The 17,309-nt window shown below is 71.3% G+C and carries 15 protein-coding genes; 4 read left to right on the top strand and 11 right to left on the bottom strand.

All coding sequences use genetic code 11. The features are described from left to right. Window positions 1-91 precede the first annotated feature (91 nt). Window positions 92-349, bottom strand: coding sequence for a hypothetical protein (locus ACFWHU_RS19890; RefSeq protein WP_385803522.1), 258 nt, complete (start codon window positions 347-349; stop codon window positions 92-94). 205 nt (window positions 350-554) lie between these two features. On the opposite strand from ACFWHU_RS19890, the gene ACFWHU_RS19885 reads away from it, so the two are divergent. Beyond that, the gene (locus tag ACFWHU_RS19885) at window positions 555-1,814 is read left to right on the top strand and encodes a protein kinase (RefSeq protein WP_385803551.1); all 1,260 of its coding nucleotides are present in this window, start codon (window positions 555-557) and stop codon (window positions 1,812-1,814) included. Between the two features lie 7 nt (window positions 1,815-1,821). Here ACFWHU_RS19885 and ACFWHU_RS19880 read toward each other — a convergent pair whose 3' ends face one another. From ACFWHU_RS19880 to ACFWHU_RS19845, 8 genes are all read right to left on the bottom strand, one after another. Next, window positions 1,822-2,643, bottom strand: coding sequence for a TrmH family RNA methyltransferase (locus ACFWHU_RS19880; protein ID WP_385803524.1), 822 nt, complete (start codon window positions 2,641-2,643; stop codon window positions 1,822-1,824). After that, window positions 2,636-3,880 carry a uroporphyrinogen-III C-methyltransferase gene (gene cobA / locus ACFWHU_RS19875; RefSeq protein WP_387225991.1) on the bottom strand — a complete coding sequence of 415 codons (1,245 nt, stop codon included), beginning with the start codon at window positions 3,878-3,880 and terminating at the stop codon, window positions 2,636-2,638. The genes ACFWHU_RS19880 and cobA overlap by 8 nt, the downstream gene beginning before the upstream one ends. Window positions 3,881-4,013: 133 nt before the next feature. Then, window positions 4,014-7,547 (bottom strand): nicotinate-nucleotide--dimethylbenzimidazole phosphoribosyltransferase, encoded by a 3,534-nt coding sequence (cobT, locus tag ACFWHU_RS19870; protein WP_387225989.1) that lies wholly within the window; start codon window positions 7,545-7,547, stop codon window positions 4,014-4,016. A gap of 336 nt (window positions 7,548-7,883) precedes the next feature. Beyond that, complete coding sequence (gene cbiE / locus ACFWHU_RS19865) at window positions 7,884-9,104, bottom strand: precorrin-6y C5,15-methyltransferase (decarboxylating) subunit CbiE (protein WP_387225987.1); 1,221 nt, start codon at window positions 9,102-9,104, stop codon at window positions 7,884-7,886. Between the two features lie 176 nt (window positions 9,105-9,280). After that, window positions 9,281-9,919: a GNAT family N-acetyltransferase gene (locus ACFWHU_RS19860; protein ID WP_329032349.1), complete on the bottom strand. Its 639-nt coding sequence runs from the start codon at window positions 9,917-9,919 to the stop codon at window positions 9,281-9,283. A 118-nt stretch (window positions 9,920-10,037) separates the two neighbouring features. Continuing rightward, window positions 10,038-10,898 carry a MetQ/NlpA family ABC transporter substrate-binding protein gene (locus tag ACFWHU_RS19855; RefSeq protein ID WP_385803533.1) on the bottom strand — a complete coding sequence of 287 codons (861 nt, stop codon included), beginning with the start codon at window positions 10,896-10,898 and terminating at the stop codon, window positions 10,038-10,040. An 88-nt stretch (window positions 10,899-10,986) separates the two neighbouring features. Then, a complete protein-coding gene (locus ACFWHU_RS19850; RefSeq protein ID WP_385803535.1) occupies window positions 10,987-11,655 on the bottom strand; it encodes a methionine ABC transporter permease in 669 nt (222 codons plus the stop codon). Next, window positions 11,652-12,764, bottom strand: a complete 1,113-nt coding sequence (locus ACFWHU_RS19845) for a methionine ABC transporter ATP-binding protein (RefSeq protein WP_387225984.1) — start codon at window positions 12,762-12,764, stop codon at window positions 11,652-11,654. Before ACFWHU_RS19845 ends, ACFWHU_RS19850 begins: the two co-directional genes overlap by 4 nt. Window positions 12,765-13,482: 718 nt before the next feature. On the opposite strand from ACFWHU_RS19845, the gene ACFWHU_RS19840 reads away from it, so the two are divergent. After that, window positions 13,483-13,842, top strand: a complete 360-nt coding sequence (locus tag ACFWHU_RS19840) for a hypothetical protein (protein WP_385803540.1) — start codon at window positions 13,483-13,485, stop codon at window positions 13,840-13,842. A gap of 116 nt (window positions 13,843-13,958) precedes the next feature. After that, window positions 13,959-14,294, top strand: coding sequence for a hypothetical protein (locus tag ACFWHU_RS19835; RefSeq protein ID WP_385803553.1), 336 nt, complete (start codon window positions 13,959-13,961; stop codon window positions 14,292-14,294). 37 nt (window positions 14,295-14,331) lie between these two features. Here ACFWHU_RS19835 and ACFWHU_RS19830 read toward each other — a convergent pair whose 3' ends face one another. Then, window positions 14,332-14,835, bottom strand: coding sequence for a GNAT family N-acetyltransferase (locus ACFWHU_RS19830; protein ID WP_385803542.1), 504 nt, complete (start codon window positions 14,833-14,835; stop codon window positions 14,332-14,334). A gap of 331 nt (window positions 14,836-15,166) precedes the next feature. Continuing rightward, entirely contained in the window at window positions 15,167-16,336 is a 1,170-nt protein-coding gene (locus ACFWHU_RS19825; protein ID WP_387225981.1) for a glycerophosphodiester phosphodiesterase, read from the bottom strand. A 330-nt stretch (window positions 16,337-16,666) separates the two neighbouring features. Here ACFWHU_RS19825 and ACFWHU_RS19820 point away from each other — a divergent pair, with 330 nt between their 5' ends. Next, complete coding sequence (locus tag ACFWHU_RS19820; RefSeq protein WP_381800672.1) at window positions 16,667-17,290, top strand: lysophospholipid acyltransferase family protein; 624 nt, start codon at window positions 16,667-16,669, stop codon at window positions 17,288-17,290. Window positions 17,291-17,309 lie beyond the last annotated feature (19 nt).

Raw genomic sequence — 17,309 nt, 5'->3', positions numbered from 1 at the left:
CCCGGGTCGTCATGCCCGCGTACCGATTGCCGGGCCTCCCGGAGGATGAGCGGTACCCCCGTCGTGTACTCCCCTGGGTGGAGAGCGGGTCCTAGCCCTTGGGGTCATCCCGGAGGGGACGCTCCGAGAGGTCCTCCCTGGGCACCGGTTGTTCGACCAGAGCGAGCACGCGCGTGGCCATGAAGCGCGCCGTGCGCACCACCGAACCGTTGCGGGTGACTTCACTCACTTCCACCACTCCTCGACGCACCGCCGTCTCCACCCGGCGGCCTGCCCGACTTGCCACGACTTCGTACGTACGCGTCGTGTCGCCCGCGTCCACCACTATCTCCACGCGGTCACCCTTCATTGATCCAATCCCCCTTCTGCGACCGACCATTGAGATCTCGCACGGGCCCGAGGACCTTGGATCCGCGGTCCTCTGACCACCCTTCAAGTTTCTCACCCGGCACTGACAATCGATCGGTTCGTGAGGGCGCGGCCTATGAGCGCCCCGGGGCGCGGGTACGTAAGCTGTGCCACGTCACACGGACGACCGGGCAGCGGGGATGGACATGGCGATGATGCGGCTCCGGCGCGAGGACCCGCGTGTCGTAGGTTCGTTCAGGCTGCACAGGCGGCTGGGCCAGGGCGGCATGGGCGTCGTGTATCTGGGTTCCGACCGGCGTGGCCAGCGGGTCGCGCTGAAGGTGATCAGACCCGATCTCGCCGAGGACCAGGAGTTCCGTTCGCGGTTCGCCCGCGAGGTCTCGGCGGCGCGTCGGATCCGTGGCGGCTGTACGGCCCGGCTGGTGGCCGCCGATCTCGACGCGGACCGCCCGTGGTTCGCCACCCAGTACGTTCCGGGACCCTCCCTGCACGACAAGGTGGCCGAGGACGGACCGCTGTCGGCCGCCGAGGTCGCCTCCGTGGGAGCCGCGCTCTCCGAGGGGCTGCTGGCGGTGCACGAGGCGGGGGTCGTCCACCGCGATCTGAAGCCCTCGAACATCCTGCTCTCCCCCAAGGGTCCGCGCATCATCGACTTCGGGATCGCCTGGGCGACCGGGGCGAGCACCCTCACGCACGTCGGTACGGCTGTCGGATCGCCCGGATTCCTGGCGCCCGAGCAGGTGCGCGGCGCGGCCGTGAGCCCGTCGACGGACGTCTTCGCGCTCGGCGCGACGCTGGCCTATGCCGCGACGGCCGACTCGCCCTTCGGGCACGGCAGTTCGGAGGTCATGCTCTACCGCGTGGTGCACGAGGAGGCGCAGCTGTACGGGGTGCCGGACGCGCTCGCGCCGCTGGTGCGGGCCTGTCTGGCCAAGGACCCCGAGGAGCGGCCGAGCACCCTCCAGCTCTCGATGCGGCTCAAGGAGATCGCGGCGCGGGAGGCGCAGGGGCTGCCGGACGGACGGCCGCCGGCGCAGCGGGAGCGGACCCGGCAGGACGTACCGACGGGCCGGATCCCGGAGCGTACGGCGCGGATGCCGCAGCGGACCGAGCGCACGGAGCGAGCTGAGCGTGCGGATCGGGTCGAGCGGTCGGACCGGTCCACTCAGGGCCGTACCGGGGGCGGACCGGACTCCCGTGCGCAGGGCCCCCGCGGTTCGGCGCCGCGCACGGGTGGCGGGCGTGCGCCGAGGCCCCGTGACGGCTCGCGTACGGGGTCACGTACCGGTGGCCGTCAGGGCAGCAGGCCCGGTGCGCGTACGACGTCGGGTGGCCGCGGCGGGCGCAGACCGGCCAATCCGCGGCTGCTGCGGCAGCGGCTGATCGTGTTCGTGGTGGTGACGCTGGTCGTCGCGCTGGGGATCGCGGCGGCGCAGCAGTTGTAGGAGCCGGTCAGGCTCGGGGCCGCGTCATGTAGAAGGCGACGGCCGAGGTGGCGGCGACGTTGAGGGAGTCGACCCCGGCGTCCATCGGGATGCTCACCCGCAAATCGGCGGCGGCAAGGGCACCGGAGGTCAGCCCGTCGCCCTCGGTGCCGAAGAGGAGCGCGAGTCTGTCGTGGCGGCGCTCGGCGAGTTCGTCGAGGGTGATCGAGTTCTCGTCCAGGCACAGGGCCGCGGTGACGAATCCCGCCTCGTTCAGCAGGTGCGCGTCCTTCGGCCAGGACTCCAGCCGTGTCCAGGGGACCTGGAGGACGGCGCCCATCGAGACCTTCACGGCGCGCCGGTAGAGCGGGTCGGCGCAGCGCGGGGTGAGGAGGACGGCGTCGACGCCGAGCGCCGCGGCGTTACGGAAGGCGGCGCCGAGATTGGCGTGGTCGACCATGTCCTCGAAGACGACGGCGCGGCGTGCCTTCCGTAGGAGGTCGGCGGGCGGCGGCAGGGGCTTGCGACGCATGGAGGCGAGCGCGCCGCGGTGGACGTGGTAGCCGGTGACGCGTTCGGCCAGGTCCGGGGCCACCTGGTAGACGGGTGCGGCGGTCTCGTCGATGACGTCCCGCATGACGTCGGTCCACTTGGCGGTCAGGAGCATGGACCGCATCTCGTAACCGGCCGCCACGGCACGGCGGATGACCTTCTCGCCCTCGGCGATGAACAGGCCCTCGGCGGGCTCGCGCCGGCGGCGGAGTTCGACGTCCGTGAGGTCGGTGTAGTCGGTGAGGCGGGGGTCGGCGGAGCCGTCGGGGGACGCTTCGACGGTGACGACCTCAGCCACGGTCGGGACCGTTGCCGTCGCCGCCGGGACCGGCGCCGACCGAGACCACGTCGCCGATGACGATGACGGCCGGGGGCCGCACGTCCCCCGTACGGGCGGCTTCGGCGGCCGTTTCGAGTGTGGCGTCCACGCGGCGCTGCGCCGCCGTGGTGCCTTCCTGGATCAGCGCCACGGGGGTCGACGGCGATTTGCCGTGGGCGATGAGGGTCAGGGCGATGGCGCCGATCTTGTCGACGGCCATCAGCAGGACGAGCGTGCCGCGCAGCTGTGCGAGTGCGGGCCAGTCGACCAGGGAGCGCGGGTCGTCGGGCGCGACATGGCCGCTGACCACGGTGAACTCGTGTGCCACGCCCCGGTGGGTGACGGGGATGCCCGCCGCGCCGGGCACGCTGATGGAGCTGGAGATGCCGGGGACGACGGTGCAGGCGATACCCGCCTCGGCGAGCGCCTGGGCCTCTTCCATGCCGCGGCCGAAGACGAAGGGGTCGCCGCCCTTGAGCCGTACGACGGCCTTGCCCGCCTTGGCGTGCTCGATCAGCGCGTTGTTGATCGCCTCCTGGGCCATGTAACGGCCGTACGGGATCTTCGCCGCGTCGATCACCTCGACGTGCGGCGGGAGTTCGTCGAGGAGGTCGCGCGGGCCGAGGCGGTCGGCGATGACGACATCGGCCTCGGCGAGGAGTCGCCTGCCGCGTACGGTGATCAGCTCCGGGTCACCGGGTCCGCCGCCGACGAGGGCGACGCCGGGGGTTCTGGTGCGGTGCCGGGGGGCGACGAGGCTGCCGTCGCGCAGCCCCTCCACGATGGCGTCGCGCACGCCGGCGGAGCGTCGCGGGTCGCGTCCGGTGAGGACGGCGACGGTCACACCCTCGCTGCGGCCGGTGGCCGGGGTCCATGCGGTGGCGGCCTCGGCGTTGTCGCTCCGTACGCACCATGTCCTGTTCCGCTCGGCCTCGGCCGACGCGCGGATGTTGGCCTCGGTGTCGCTGGAGGCGATCAGGACGTACCAGGCGTCGCTCAGGTCGCCGTCGGCGAACGGGCGGCGCTCCCAGCGGAGTTCACCGGCGTCGGCCATGGCTTCGACGGAGGGGGTCGCGGAAGGCGACACCAGCACGATGTCGGCGCCGGTCGCGATGAGGGCCGGCAGCCGGCGCTGGGCGACCTGGCCGCCCCCGATGACGACGACGCGCCGCCCGGCCAGACGGAGTCCGACGGGGTAGGCGGGATGCTCGGCCATGGTGCTGCGGGCTCCTCTGTCGGGTGGGACGAAGTGGCTGGTGGGGGCGGGTACCAGCTTAGACGGGGTGGTGCGGGGCAGGCATCGGCGCGGGCGCCCGTGGCCGCCTGCCCGCCGCCTGCCCCCGTACGCGCTACTTCTCCGTCACACCCGCCGAGTCGAACGTCGCCACCTCGTGCATCGCCCGCGCCGCGCTCTGGACCACCGGGAGCGCCAGCAGGGCGCCGGTGCCCTCGCCGAGGCGGAGGTCCAGGTCGACCAGGGGCCGCAGGCCCAGCTTGTTGAGCGCGGCCACGTGGCCCGGTTCGGCGCTGCGGTGGCCCGCGATGCACGCGGCCAGCGCCTCGGGCGCGATGGCGCGCGCGACGAGGGCCGCCGCTCCCGCGCTGACGCCGTCGAGGATGACCGGTGTACGCAGCGACGCGCCGCCCAGCAGGAATCCGACGAGCGCCGCCTGCTCCAGGCCGCCGAAGGCCGCGAGGACGCCGATCGGGTCGGCCGGGTCGGGCCGGTGGAGTTCGAGACCGCGGCGGACAACGTCGATCTTGCGCGCGTGCATCTCGTCGTTGATGCCCGTGCCGCGTCCGGTGACCTCGGCGGGATCGGCGTCCGTGTAGACCGAGATCAGCGCGGCGCAGGCCGTGGTGTTCGCGATGCCCATCTCGCCGGTGAGCAGCCCCTTGTTGCCCGCCGCCACCAGATCGCGGGCGGTCTCGATGCCGACGTCGATCGCGGCCAGTACCTCTTCGCGGGTCAGCGCGGGCCCGGTCGTGAAGTCGGCCGTTCCGGCGCGGACCTTGCGGGGCAACAGGCCGGGTGTGGAGGGCAGTTCGCCCGCGACACCGACGTCGATGACACAGACCTCGGCGCCGACCTGATTCGCGAAGGCGTTGCAGACCGCGCCTCCGCCGAGGAAGTTGGCGACCATTTGGGCCGTCACCTCCTGGGGCCAGTGGGTGACGCCCTGCGCGTGCACACCGTGGTCGCCCGCGAAGACCGCGACGGCCGCGGGCTCGGGGATCGGCGGCGGGCACATCCGGGACAGACCGCTGAGCTGCGCGGAGATGATCTCCAGCATGCCGAGCGCCCCGGCGGGCTTCGTCATCCGCTTCTGGCGCTCCCACGCCTCACCGAGCGCCTTGGCGTCGAGCGGGCGGATCCCGGCGATCGTCTCCTTGAGGAGGTCGTGCGGTTCCTCACCGGGCAGGGCCCGGCGGCCGTACGTCTCCTCGTGGACGACCCAGGACAGGGGACGGCGCTTGGACCAGCCCGCCTGCGCCAGCTCGGGCTCCTCCGGGAACTCGTCGACGTATCCGACACACAGATACGCCACGACGTCCAGGTGTTCCGGGAGGCCGAGCGCGCGGACCATCTCGCGCTCGTCGAAGAAGCTGACCCAGCCGACGCCGAGCCCTTCGGCGCGGGCGGCGAGCCACAGGTTCTCGACCGCGAGGGCGGAGGAGTAGGGCGCCATCTGCGGCTGTGTGTGGCGGCCGAGGGTGTGCCGGCCGCCGCGCGTCGGGTCGGCCGTGACGACGATGTTCACCGGGGTGTCGAGGATGGCCTCGATCTTCAGTTCCTTGAACTGCTTGGCCCGGCCCTTGGGGAGGGACTTGGCGAAGGCGTCGCGCTGGCGCTGGGCCAGTTCGTGCATCGTCTGCCGGGTCTCGGCGGAACGGATGACGACGAAGTCCCAGGGCTGCGAGTGGCCGACGCTGGGGGCGGTGTGCGCGGCTTCGAGGACGCGGAGCAGCACCTCGTGCGGGATCGGGTCGGAGCGGAAGCCGTTGCGGATGTCGCGCCGTTCGCGCATCACGCGCAGAACGGCCTCGCGCTCGGCGTCGTCGTAGCCGGGGGCGGGGGGTGACGCGTCGTCGGTGACGGCGGGGGGCTCGGGCTCGGCGTCGGGCACCGGGGTCGGGGCCGCCGCGGGTACGGCGGCGGCGGCCGCCGGCTCGGGGGTGGGCGCCGGTACGGGCTCCTCCACCTCCACCTCGGCCGCGACCTCGACCTCTGCCGCGACCTCTGCCACGACCTCCGCCTCTGGCTCGGCCTCCGCGACCGGTACGGGCTCGGGTTCCGGTACGGGCTCGGGGTCCGGCTGTACGGACTCCGGCTCGGCAGACGCGGCCGGCGCGGCGGCCACCGCGTCTGTGCCGGGCAGCGCTATCGGCTCGCGCTTCTCCTCGGCCTCGACCGGCTCCACCAGTTCGGCGGGCTCGACCGGCTCGACGGCCGGGGCCTCGTCCACGACCACCGCGTCGGGCACGGGGAGCGGCGCGGGGGCGGGCTCCGCCACCGGCTCCTCGGCGACCGGCTCCTCGGCCACCGGCGCGGGCGTCGGCTCGGGCTCGGGTTGAGGCGCCGCCTCGGAAGTCGGCTCGGGCTCGGGCGCCTCTTCGGCCACCACCTCGGGCACGGGTGCGGGTTCGGGCTCAGGTGCCACTTCCTGCACAGGCACGGGCTCCGGCTCCGGCTCCGGTGCCTGAACCGGCTGGGGGGCGAACGTCGGTCCCCCCTCAGGGACGACCGTTTCCTCGAGAGCCTCGGGCACGGCAGGCTCCGCCACCATCTGCGGCTCGGCGGCCACCTGCGGCTCCGCGACCGCGACCGCGGTCTCCGCCACCGGTGTCTCGGACTGCGGCGGGAGCGAGGCCCATGGGTCCGCGCCGTGCACGGGAATCGCGCCGAGCTGCGGGCCCGGCAGCGCGTCGGCCTCCTCGCGCGGGATGTCCAGATACTCGGGGCCGGTCGTGGGCGGCCCCTGGGTCCGTACGCGAACGGGGTTCGGCGGCGTACTCGAGGGACCGCGGTCCGCGAGCGAACGCACCACGCCACCAGTCGAGTCGGGCATCGGCGGACCCATGTGCAGCGGGCGGCGCGCGGGCGGCGGAGTCGGTGCGGGCGTGGCGGTCGCGACTCGTACGGCCCCGAGGTCGACCGAGCCCGAGTCGCGGCCGCCTGCCTCGTGCGCGCCCGGTTCGGGAGCCGGCGCCGGCGCTTCCTGAACCGCCGGTGCGGGAGCTTCCTGAACCGGCTCCGGCGCGGGTGCCTCAGTGACTTCCTGCGGGGCCGTCCGCACGGCCTCCGGGGCCTGCTCCGGGGCCGGTTGCGGCACGGCATCCGGAATCGGGGTTTCCACAGGGGCGTCCGCCGGCGCGTACGCCTCGGGCGCCACGGCGAACTCGGCCTGCTGCGCCACGGGTTGGGCGGGCTCCGGAGCCTGCGGGGGCTGCATCTGCATGTGGGCCATGTCCGGCGCCGGATACCCGGCCGGCGTCCCGTACGACACCTGCCCGTGCCCCAAGGAGTCGGACTGGTACTGGGGCTGGTACTCGGGCTGCGAATAGGTGGCCAGCTGCGACTGCGGCAGCGACTGTGCCTGCGGTGCGTACTCGGCCTGTCCCATCTGCTGCGGGACGTGCCCCACGGGGACGGGCTCCGGTTCGGGCACGGCGTAGCCCGCGAGCGGATCGGACGGAGGCGCCGGCTGCGGATCGCCCCAGGCGCCCTGTGAACTCGGCATCAGCAGAAGGTCGTCGTCCTCGGGAGCACTGTCGGAGGGGCCCAGGTAGGCGTAGGAGCCGGCAGCGGGGTCGCCCGGCTGCTCCACCATGCCTGCGTTCTCCGGCTGTCCCTCGCCCGGGACCTGGCCGGTGTCAGTCATGCGTACCCCTCGCCCATTGGTTGTGCTCCTTCGGCCCTTCGACCGGGGCGCCCGATTCTGCGGCGCGTCCGGCGCCCGTCAGTGTCAACGAGCGTGGGCGCCGCGCGGCACGAGTCGAACCGCGGCCCGCACGTATTCTCGCGGCCCTTCGGCGCCGACACACGGTGATCCGCGGCGGCATGCTGTGGGCTGCGCCACGTTGCGCGTCCCCCGGTGCAGCCGTACCACATGGGGGTCCAAAACGACCCACTTTTCCGGACATTGACGAACGAAGCGACGAACGACCGGCTGCGGTACAACGATCGGTCAGCCTACCTCGCGCCTCTGACAACGGGGTCAGGGGGCGCGATCCGGCCGCTTCCCGGCCACCAGGAAAACCACGGAGCGTTCGCGCTCCGACCAGGCACCGGTGTCCATGTCGACGGACTGGAGCAGGACGCATTCCACCGCGTAACCACCCTCGCGGAGCGCGGTGCTGACGGCCTCCGCCTCGTCCCGCGTCGCCGCGTGCGTCACGATGCGGGCGGGCCTGCGGTCGGCGCAGGCGACGACGACGTCCACTCCCCCGCCGCCGATGCGTACGACGTCGGGCTCGGGCAGGTTCTCCAGGACGTGGGGCGCGCGGCCTTCCACGACTTCCAGTTGTACGCCGGCGCGACGGGCAGCGGCGGCCGTGCTCGCACACGCCCCCGGTTCGGCGTCCACGGCGATCACGGCGGCGCCGAAGCGCCCGGCCTCGGCGGCGAGCGCGCCGCTGCCGGACCCGATGTCCCAGACCAGGTCGCCGGTACGGGCTCCGAGCCGGGCGAGCTGGGCCGCGCGCAGCCAGGTCGACTCGCCCTCGTCGAGGTCGATGCCGTACTCCTCGGAGGGCAGCGCCCACCCCCGTACGGCGGGCGGGTACTCGGGATCGTGGCCGGCGATCCAGCCGCCGGTCCGGACGGGCGCGGTGCCGATGCCGCCGACGACGATCACCACGTTGGGGTCGCGCCAGACGTGGTCGGCGGCCTTGTCGGAGGTCAGGACGGTGACCTGTTCGCGGTCGGTGCCCAGCTCCTCGCAGATCACGAAGGTGCGGTGAACTCCCTGGAGCAGCAGGGCGAGTTCGGCGGGCCCGGCGCCCGGCGAGGTGAGGACGGCGACCTTGGTGTGCGCCCGGCAGACGTTGACGGCGCGCCGGAGCGTGCGCCGGTGGGCGACCACGACTTGCGCGTCGTCCCAGGGCATTCCGGCGCGGGCGAAGGCGGTCGCCACGGCGGAGACGGCGGGTACGACTTCGACCTCGAGGCCGTGCTCGGGCGCGCGCAGGGTGCGTACGACACCGAAGAAGCCGGGGTCGCCGTCGGCGAGTACGACGGCGCTGCCGCGGTGTCCGGCGATCCGGCGGGCGGCGAGGTCGACGCTGCCCAGGCGGATGCGTTCGGCGTCCGGCGGGACTTCCGGCAGGGCGAGATGGTGGGCGGCACCGGCCACCAGTGTGGCGGCGGCGAGCGCGGAGGTGGCCGCGGGCGCGAGGGGCGAGCCGTCCCAGCCGATCACCGTGACGCGGTCGGCCATCGTCGTCAGTCTCCCCAGGGGTCGTGAGGTCGTGTTGTCGCAGGCCGGAGTTGCCGCGGATCATCTGTGTCTTGAGGGGGTCCGCACCGGGGCGGTGCGTGTGAGGGTACCCGCCGGCCGTCGCGCCGTCTGCCCGGGGGTCCGGGGCCAGGGCGGGATCGCGGAGGCGCCCGTGCTCAGTTCCAGTCGGTGAAGGACGCGTAGCCGCCCGCGTCCGCCATCTGCTCGGCCACGCCTTCGAGGTCCTCGGGCAGCAGGCTCCAGACGATGAGGTCGGTGCGGATGTCGATCCAGCCCCCGGCTTCCGTCTGGGTACGCGCTATCCACGCGTTGCGCAGGACACCCTCGCTGATGCAGCCGGCCTTCTGCGCGACCTGCTGGGCCGCGGTGTTGTCGGCGGCGGTGCGCAACTCGATGCGCTCGAAGGTCTGGTCGCGGAAGAGCCACTGCGCGACGGCGAGCACCGACTCGGTGGCGTAGCCCTCACCGCGCGCCCAGGGTGCGGTGATGTAGGAGATCTCGGTCGCGCGGGTGCGCCAGTTGGTGTTCTGGAGGCGGGCGAGACCGACGAGGCGCTGGGTGAGGAACTCGGTGACGGCGAGGACCAGTCCGCGCCCCTCGGTGCGTTCCGCCGGGGCGAGCCTGCTCACCCATTCCTCGGCGTCCCGGGTGGTGTACGGATGCGGCGTCGACGTCCACGCGATGACCGGTTCGTCATTCATCATCTCGATGTGCGCCGGGATGTCCGCGGCCTCGAACGGGCGCAGCACCAGCCGCTCGGTGCTGATGGAGACGTCCGGAAAGGTGGTAGTCATGCGCAGCTCCATGCCTCAGTCCGTCGTAAATGCACAGCATGCAGCATCGGGTGAGCCCCGCACACGGGCGGGGTGTGCGGGGCTCGTACCGGATTGACGGCCGGGTTACGCGAGTTGGTTACGCGGGCGGACCGAAGGCGGGCAGGACCGCGCCGTTCTTGTAGGTGTCCTTGATGTACTTCTCCACCTCGGGCGAGTTGAGGAGCTTCGCGAGCTTCAGCACGCGCGGATCCTTCTCGCTGCCCTCCTTGACGGCGAGGAAGTTGGCGTACGGGTTGTCCTCGGTCTTCTCCAGGGCCAGCGAGTCCTCGGCGGGGTTGAGGTCGGCCTCGATGGCGTAGTTGCCGTTGATGACGGCGGCGTCCACGTCGTTCAGGGCGCGGGGCAGCGTGGCTGCCTCCAGCTCCTTGAACTTCAGGCCCTTGTCGTCCTTGATGTCGGAGAGGGTGCCGTTGCCCTCCACACCGTCCGCGAGCGTGATCACGTCGTTGTCGGCGAGGAGCTTCAGTGCGCGGCCCTCGTTGACGGTGTCGTTGGGGATCGCCACGGTCTGGCCGGACTTGAGAGCGCTCAGGTCCTTGACCGTCTTGGAGTAGAGGGCCAGCGGCTCCAGGTGGACGTTGACGACCGGCACGATGTGCGTGTCGTTCTTCTTGTTGAAGTCGTCGAGATACGGCTTGTTCTGGAAGTAGTTGGCGTCGACCTCGCCGCTCTCGGTGGCGGTGTTCGGCAGGACGTAGTCCGTGAACTCCTTGACGTCGAGCTTGAGTCCGGCGTCCGCCGCCAGCTTGTCCTTGATGAAGTTCAGGATGTCGGCGTGCGGCGTCGGGGACGCGGCGACGGTCAGTGGCTTGGACTCGTCGGCCTTCGCGCCGTCCGCGGTCTTCTCCGCGGGGTCGGACGAGGTGCCGCAGCCGCTCAGGCCGATGGCGAGGGCGGTGGTGGCCGCGGCGGCGGCGATCTTGAGGTGAGTGCGCACGAAGAGTGCCTCTTTCGGGTGTGGGTGGTCGGTCCCGGACAAGGAGTTCGGGCCCGGTGGGACATCTGGAGGGCTGGACCGTCGTGGCCTACGCCGTACGGGTCCGGCGTGTCAGCAGCCGTACGGCGAGGTCGCCGATCAGCTGGATGACGGTGACGATCAGGATCAGCACGACGACCGTGGCGATCATGAAGCCGTTCTCGAACCGCTGGAATCCGTAGGTGACGGCCTTGGAGCCAAGGCCTTCGCCGCCGACCGCGCCTGCCATGGCCGAGTAGCCGATGAGCGCGATGACGGTGGTGGTCGTGCCGGAGACGATCGACGGCAGGGCCTGCGGCAGCAGCACCTTGCGGACGATGGTGGGGATCGAGCCGCCCATGGCCTGGACGGCTTCGACGAGGCCGTGGTCGACCTCCCGTATCGCCGTCTCGACCAGCCGGGCGAAGAACGGGATCGCGCCGATGGCGAGCGGCACGATCATCGCGGTGGGGCCGATGAAGGTGCCGACGACGAAGGTGGTGAACGGGATCAGCGCGATCAGCAGGATGATGAAGGGCAGCGAGCGGCCGATGTTCACGATCACGCCGACGACCTTGTTGACGGGCGTGTTCTGGAGCAGGCCGCCCTTGTCGGTGAGGACGAGCAGGACGCCGAGCGGCAGTCCGCCGATGACGGTGACGAGCGCCGACCACAGCACCATGTAGAGGGTGTCGAGAGTCCCCTGGCCGAGCAGCGGCTGCATTTCGGACCAGGTCACTTGGCACCGTCCTTGGTGAGCGCGGCGGGCTGCCCGGTGGATCCGGCCGGGTCCTCGGCCAGCGGGCCGGCCACGGCCCCGGCGGCAGGTTCGTCGACGACCTCGATCTGGAGGCCCTGTTCGCGCAGGAAGCCGAGGGGGACGACGTTCTCCTCGAAGGGGCCGGGCAGTTCGATGCGCATCCGGCCGATCTGGCGGCCTCCGACGGTGTCCATGGCCGCGCCGAGGATCGAGATGTCGATGTTGTAGGTGCGCGACAGCTGGGAGATGACCGGCCGGGCGGCCGCGTCGCCGTGGAAGGTGACATCGACGACCGTGCCGCCGGGACCGCTTCCGGCACCGTCCACCGGGAACAGTTCGTGTGCCAGCCGGGATCCGGGGATGGCGAGGAGTTCGCCGACCGTGCCGGACTCGGTGATCCGGCCGTTCTCCATGAGCGCGGCCGAGTCGCAGATCGTCTTCACGACCTCCATCTCGTGCGTGATCAGCAGGACGGTGAGGCCGAGTTGCCGGTTGATGTCGCGCAGCAGCCCAAGGATGGAGCGGGTCGTCTCCGGGTCGAGCGCGCTGGTCGCCTCGTCGGAGAGCAGCACCTTCGGGTTGCCGGCGAGGGCGCGTGCGATGCCGACGCGCTGTTTCTGGCCGCCGGAGAGCTGGGCGGGGTAGACCTTGGCCTTGTCGGCGAGGCCGACGAGGTCGAGCAGTTCCAGTGCCCGGCGGGAACGTTCCTGCCCCGAGTGGCCGAGGATCTCCAGCGGCAGTTCGATGTTGTCCTTGACGGTGCGTGAGGACAGCAGGTTGAAGTGCTGGAAGACCATGCCGATGGAGCTGCGCGCGCGGCGGAGCTCCTTGCCGGCCCGTCGGCCGCGCCCGGCGAGCGCGGTCAGGTCGGTCCCGTCGACGGTCACGGTGCCCGCGGTGGGACGTTCGAGGAGGTTGACGCAGCGGATGAGCGAGGACTTACCGGCGCCGCTGCGGCCGACGACTCCGAAGACCTCGCCCTCGCGTACGTGCAGGTCGACGCCGTCCAGAGCGGTGACCTCATGGCCGCGCGACCGGCCGGTCCGGCCGGACCGGTAGACCTTCGTCAGGCCCGTAGTGGTGATCACAGGGGTTTCCGTCACTGTCGGGTGCGCGGCGCGGTGGCCGCCGGGGCATGGGGAGTTGCGGAAGAGGCGGGCGGGGGTCCGGCAGGACGCGGCGAACACGGCCGTCAGCTCACGGCGGCTCACGGCCGGTCACATGTGCTGTGGTGGGTGACCGTGCGGCGCTGTGCGCGGGCGGGCGTGGTCCGGGCGTGACGTACTTGAGGTACGGAACGCCACGACGGACACCGCGTCGCTTCTGTCGGGTCTCGCTTCGGGGCGCGAGACTCAGGCAGGGGCCCTCAGTGGGCGCACATTCGACACAGACAGCGAGCACCGGGCGTCGTGATCGCCTCGGTCGCAAGGGTGCGGCTGCTCGTCGTGGTCATGTCGCAAGTAAAGCAGACACGTATCCGGGCTCCGGCCAGTTGTCCGAATACCGGATACGCCTTCCGGGCCTTGTCCGAGGTCCGGCGGCGCGCTCGGACTGCCACGTCGATCTCCAGCTCCGCGCCTGTGACCTGCACGGATACGGCGTCAAGATCGCCGTCGGCAGCGTCGGCGGTCGGTTCGGAGCGGTCGTGCGCTGTGGCCAAGGCCACGGTCCTCGTGCCCGCGGCCGCCCCGGAGCGCACTCCGGCCGGGGCGCCCTCGAAGACCACGGCAGCGCACCGGGTCCACGCCGAGGCGGCTCGCAGGGGCGATCGCACCGGGCTTTTCGGGCCGTAATACTCTCGGTCTCATGCTTGTCGCCCTGACGGTCACGGTCTCCGTGGCCGCCCTCCTCCTCGCCGCCTGGTGCGGTTTCGCCGCGTACCGGGACCAGCCCACCAAGGACTGGCACTTCATCGGCATGGCCGTGGTCACGGTGCTGGCGTTGGCCCAACTGGTCGTCGGAATCGTGCAGTTGGCGCGCGGCGGGGAGCCGGCGGAGGGTTCGGTGATCTTCGTGTCGTATCTGCTCGGCGCGTTCGCCGCCGTACCGGCCGCGGGATTCCTGTCGCTGTCCGAGCGGACCCGGTGGGGTTCGGTGACGGTCTCCGCGGGTGCCGTCCTCCTCGCCGTACTCGAAGTGCGTCTGTACGACATCTGGGGAGGCTGACGGTGGAAGCCGGGACAGGGGCCGGGGCGAACACGGCGGGCCGGGACGAGCGGCCGGCCGGACGGACCCGGCTGGTCCAGGGGCCGGGACTGCTGCTGGTCTGGCTCTACGGGGTGATGTCGGTCGGCGCGGTGTCGCGGACCGCCTTCGAGATCTCCACCAAGTTCGACCGCGCACCGCTGGCGTACACGCTGTCGGGCATCGCCGCCGTCGTGTACGTGTTCATCACGTACACGCTCGTACGGGGCGGCGAGACGGCCCGTAAGGCGGCGCTGGTGTGCTGCGCGGCCGAACTCGTCGGTGTGCTGACCGTCGGGACCTGGACGCTCGTGGACCCCTCCGCCTTCCCCGACTCGACGGTCTGGTCGGGGTTCGGCTGGGGGTATGTCTTCATTCCCGTGCTGCTGCCGGTCACGGGGATGCTGTGGCTGCGCAGGTCCCGACGGAGTTGAGCGGCTGACGGGGCATGGGTCGTCGCGCCGTTGAACGTCAGGCGCTGGCGACGAAGGCCCCGCTGGCCGCCTCCTTCTCCAGCGTCACGAGCGTGAGTCCGGGACCGGCCGCCTCGCTGGCCACCGGCGCGTACCCCTTGCTGCGGTAGAGCCGCAGATTGCCCTCGCTGCGGTTGCCGGTGAAGAGCTGGAAGCGCTTGGCCGCCTCGTCGCCGGCGAAGCTTCCCTCGATCGCGTCGAGGAGCCGGCCGCCGAGACCGTGGTGCCGCATCCGCGGATGGACGATGAGCTTGCCGATCCTGGCCGTGCCCTCGGTGTCGATGACGCCCCGCACGGAGGCGACGACTTCGCCGCCGAGCCTGGCCACCAGCGCGTGGCCGCGGGCGATCTCGTCCTTGAGGTCGTCGAGGGTCTGGGTCAACGGTTCGATGGTGTAGTCACCGTAGAGCTCGGCCTCGCTCTGGTAACACAGGTACTGCAGCTTGAGAATGTGCTCCGCGTCCTGCGCACTCGCCGCTGAGATGGTCACGCTCATGCCCATGTGTGCATGCCTCCCGCTCACCTGCTGCCGCCGGTTGTCTACCGCTCCTTTCCCCGGAGTTCAGGAGCTGCAACCTCTGTGGTGAGCATTCTGCGCAGGCATCACAGGCACCGGGAATGCACCGGCCTCAATCTCCCCTGTGAGATACCCAACTCTCCTGTGATTCAGCGGGTTCCGGGGCCCTCGGGCGACAACATCGCAGCCGGTGGGGCCGGACGGCGACCAGGTGTACGTTCTGCCGTTTCACGCCCAACTCGGCCCCCGCCGCGACCGGTTGTGCCCCGGCCGACAGGAGCCGGCCGGGGCACGAAAGGGCATGTCCTCGCCGGACTCAGCGCTTGGTGAAGTCCGCGGCGGCCAGCAGGCCCGTGTCCGGGTTGTCGGTGAAGATGCCGTCGATGCCCTGCTCGAAGTAGGCCTTGAAGGCCCCGAAGGCGTCGCCGTACGCGTTGGGGTCCGTGCCGACCCGGAAGTCGGCCGGCAGGAAGCTGTTCTCGTTGCGCATCGTGTACGGGTGCAGGATCAGGCCCTTGGCGTGGGCGTCACGCACCAGCGTGGTCGGCTTGCCGAGCTTGCCGTCCTTGTCCTTCGGGATGATCAGGTCCACCCACGGGCCGACGCCCTGCGCGAACGACGCGATCCACTTCAGGCCCTCGGGCTTGATGAGGTCGGAGACGAAACGCGGGTCACCCGACTGCTTGAAGTCCCACGGCTGGGTGTCGGCCGCGTCGAACAGCACGACACGCGGGGTCGAGACCAGCTTGGCCATGCGCTGCATGCTGGTGGGCTCGAAGGACTGGAGGAAGAGCGGGGAGTCGCGACGGTCCCTGCCGTAGCGGCGGAGCAGCTTCGCGAGCCGCTCCTCCAGGCCGAGGCCGAGGCCGCGGAAGTAGGTGGGGTGCTTCGTCTCGACGTACAGCCAAACGGGCTCACCCCGGCGGCGGCCCTCCTCGTCGGCCCAGCGCAGCACCTCCTCGAAGGTGGGGATCTCCCAGCGGCCGTTGTAGAGGGTGCTGTGGGGGCGGCTCTGCGGGATGCGCTCCTTGGCGCGGAGCTTCTTCAGCTCGGCGAGGGTGAAGTCCTCGGTGAACCAGCCGGTGAGGCTGACCCCGTCGACACTCTTGGTCGTCCTGCGCCCCGCGAACTCGGGGTGGTCGGCGACGTCCGTGGTCCCCGTGATGTCGTTCTCGTGACGGCAGACGAGATGACCGTCCTTGGTCGGCACGAGGTCCTGCTCGATCACATGCGCGCCGAGGTCGAGCGCGAGCTGGTACGACCCGAGGGTGTGCTCGGGCCGGTAGCCACTGGCGCCGCGGTGTCCGACGATCGTGGGCACGGGCAGGCGCCCGCGCGGCGGGCGGGTCCGGCCGCCGCGCTCCTCGGCCTGCGCCGCCTGCGCCGTACCGCCCGCACCTGCGGAAAGACCGAGTGCCGCCGAGCCGAGCACCGCCGCTCCCAGCACGGTCCTTCGTCCCGGAATGTTTCCCGCACCCTGTGTCATGAACGCTCCTTCATGTGATGTCCATGTGCTGTCCCGCACCTGTCAAGCGAGGGCTTGATCGTAGGCAGCCAGCCCCTACGGAGGGCAGACCCGGCGCGAACACACCCCAAACTCGTGTCAACACTGGGTATCGGATCGATGAACCCGATGTGCGCGGGGGCCCGACCCGCGAGTATCGTCCTCACCTGCAGAGAGTTAGGGCACGCTCCCTGATCCGGCCTGATCCAGGGGACGGGCCCCAACGGCTCGATACGACCGCTCACCAACCGGAGGACCCCGTTGTCCCGCTTTGCGCTCGTCAAGGCAGTGCTCGGACCGATCTTGCGTCTGATGTTCCGGCCACGGGTGGAGGGCGCCGAGAACATTCCGGGGACGGGCCCGGTGATCCTCGCCGGCAATCACCTCACCTTCATCGACTCGATGATCCTGCCGCTCGTCTGCGGCAACCGCCCGGTCTTCTTCATCGGCAAGGACGAGTACGTCACCGGCAAGGGGCTCAAGGGCCGGCTGATGGCCTGGTTCTTCACCGGCTGCGGCATGATCCCGGTGGACCGTGACGGCGGGCGCGGCGGTGTCGCCGCGCTGATGACCGGCCGCCGGGTGCTGGAGGACGGTCATATGTTCGGCATCTACCCGGAGGGCACGCGCTCCCCCGACGGCCGGCTGTACCGGGGCCGTACGGGAATCGCGCGGCTCACGCTGATGACCGGCGCGCCCGTGGTGCCCTTCGCGATGATCGGCACGGACAAGATCCAGCCGAACGGGGCGGGGATGCCGCGGCCGAGCAAGGTGACGGTCCGTTTCGGCGCGCCGATGGAGTTCTCCCGGTACGACGGTATGGACCGCGACCGCTATGTGCTGCGGGCGGTGACCGACTCCGTGATGACGGAGGTCATGCGGCTCGGCGGCCAGGAGTACGTGGACATGTACGCCACCAAGGCGAAGGCGGCCTGACCCGAACGTCCGCTCCAAA

The sequence above is a fragment of the Streptomyces sp. NPDC060366 genome, from assembly GCF_042725135.1.
Classification (GTDB): Bacteria; Actinomycetota; Actinomycetes; order Streptomycetales; family Streptomycetaceae; genus Streptomyces.
The sequence above is the reverse complement of the archived record's forward strand: the minus strand, read 5'-3'. Positions and strand labels throughout refer to the sequence as shown.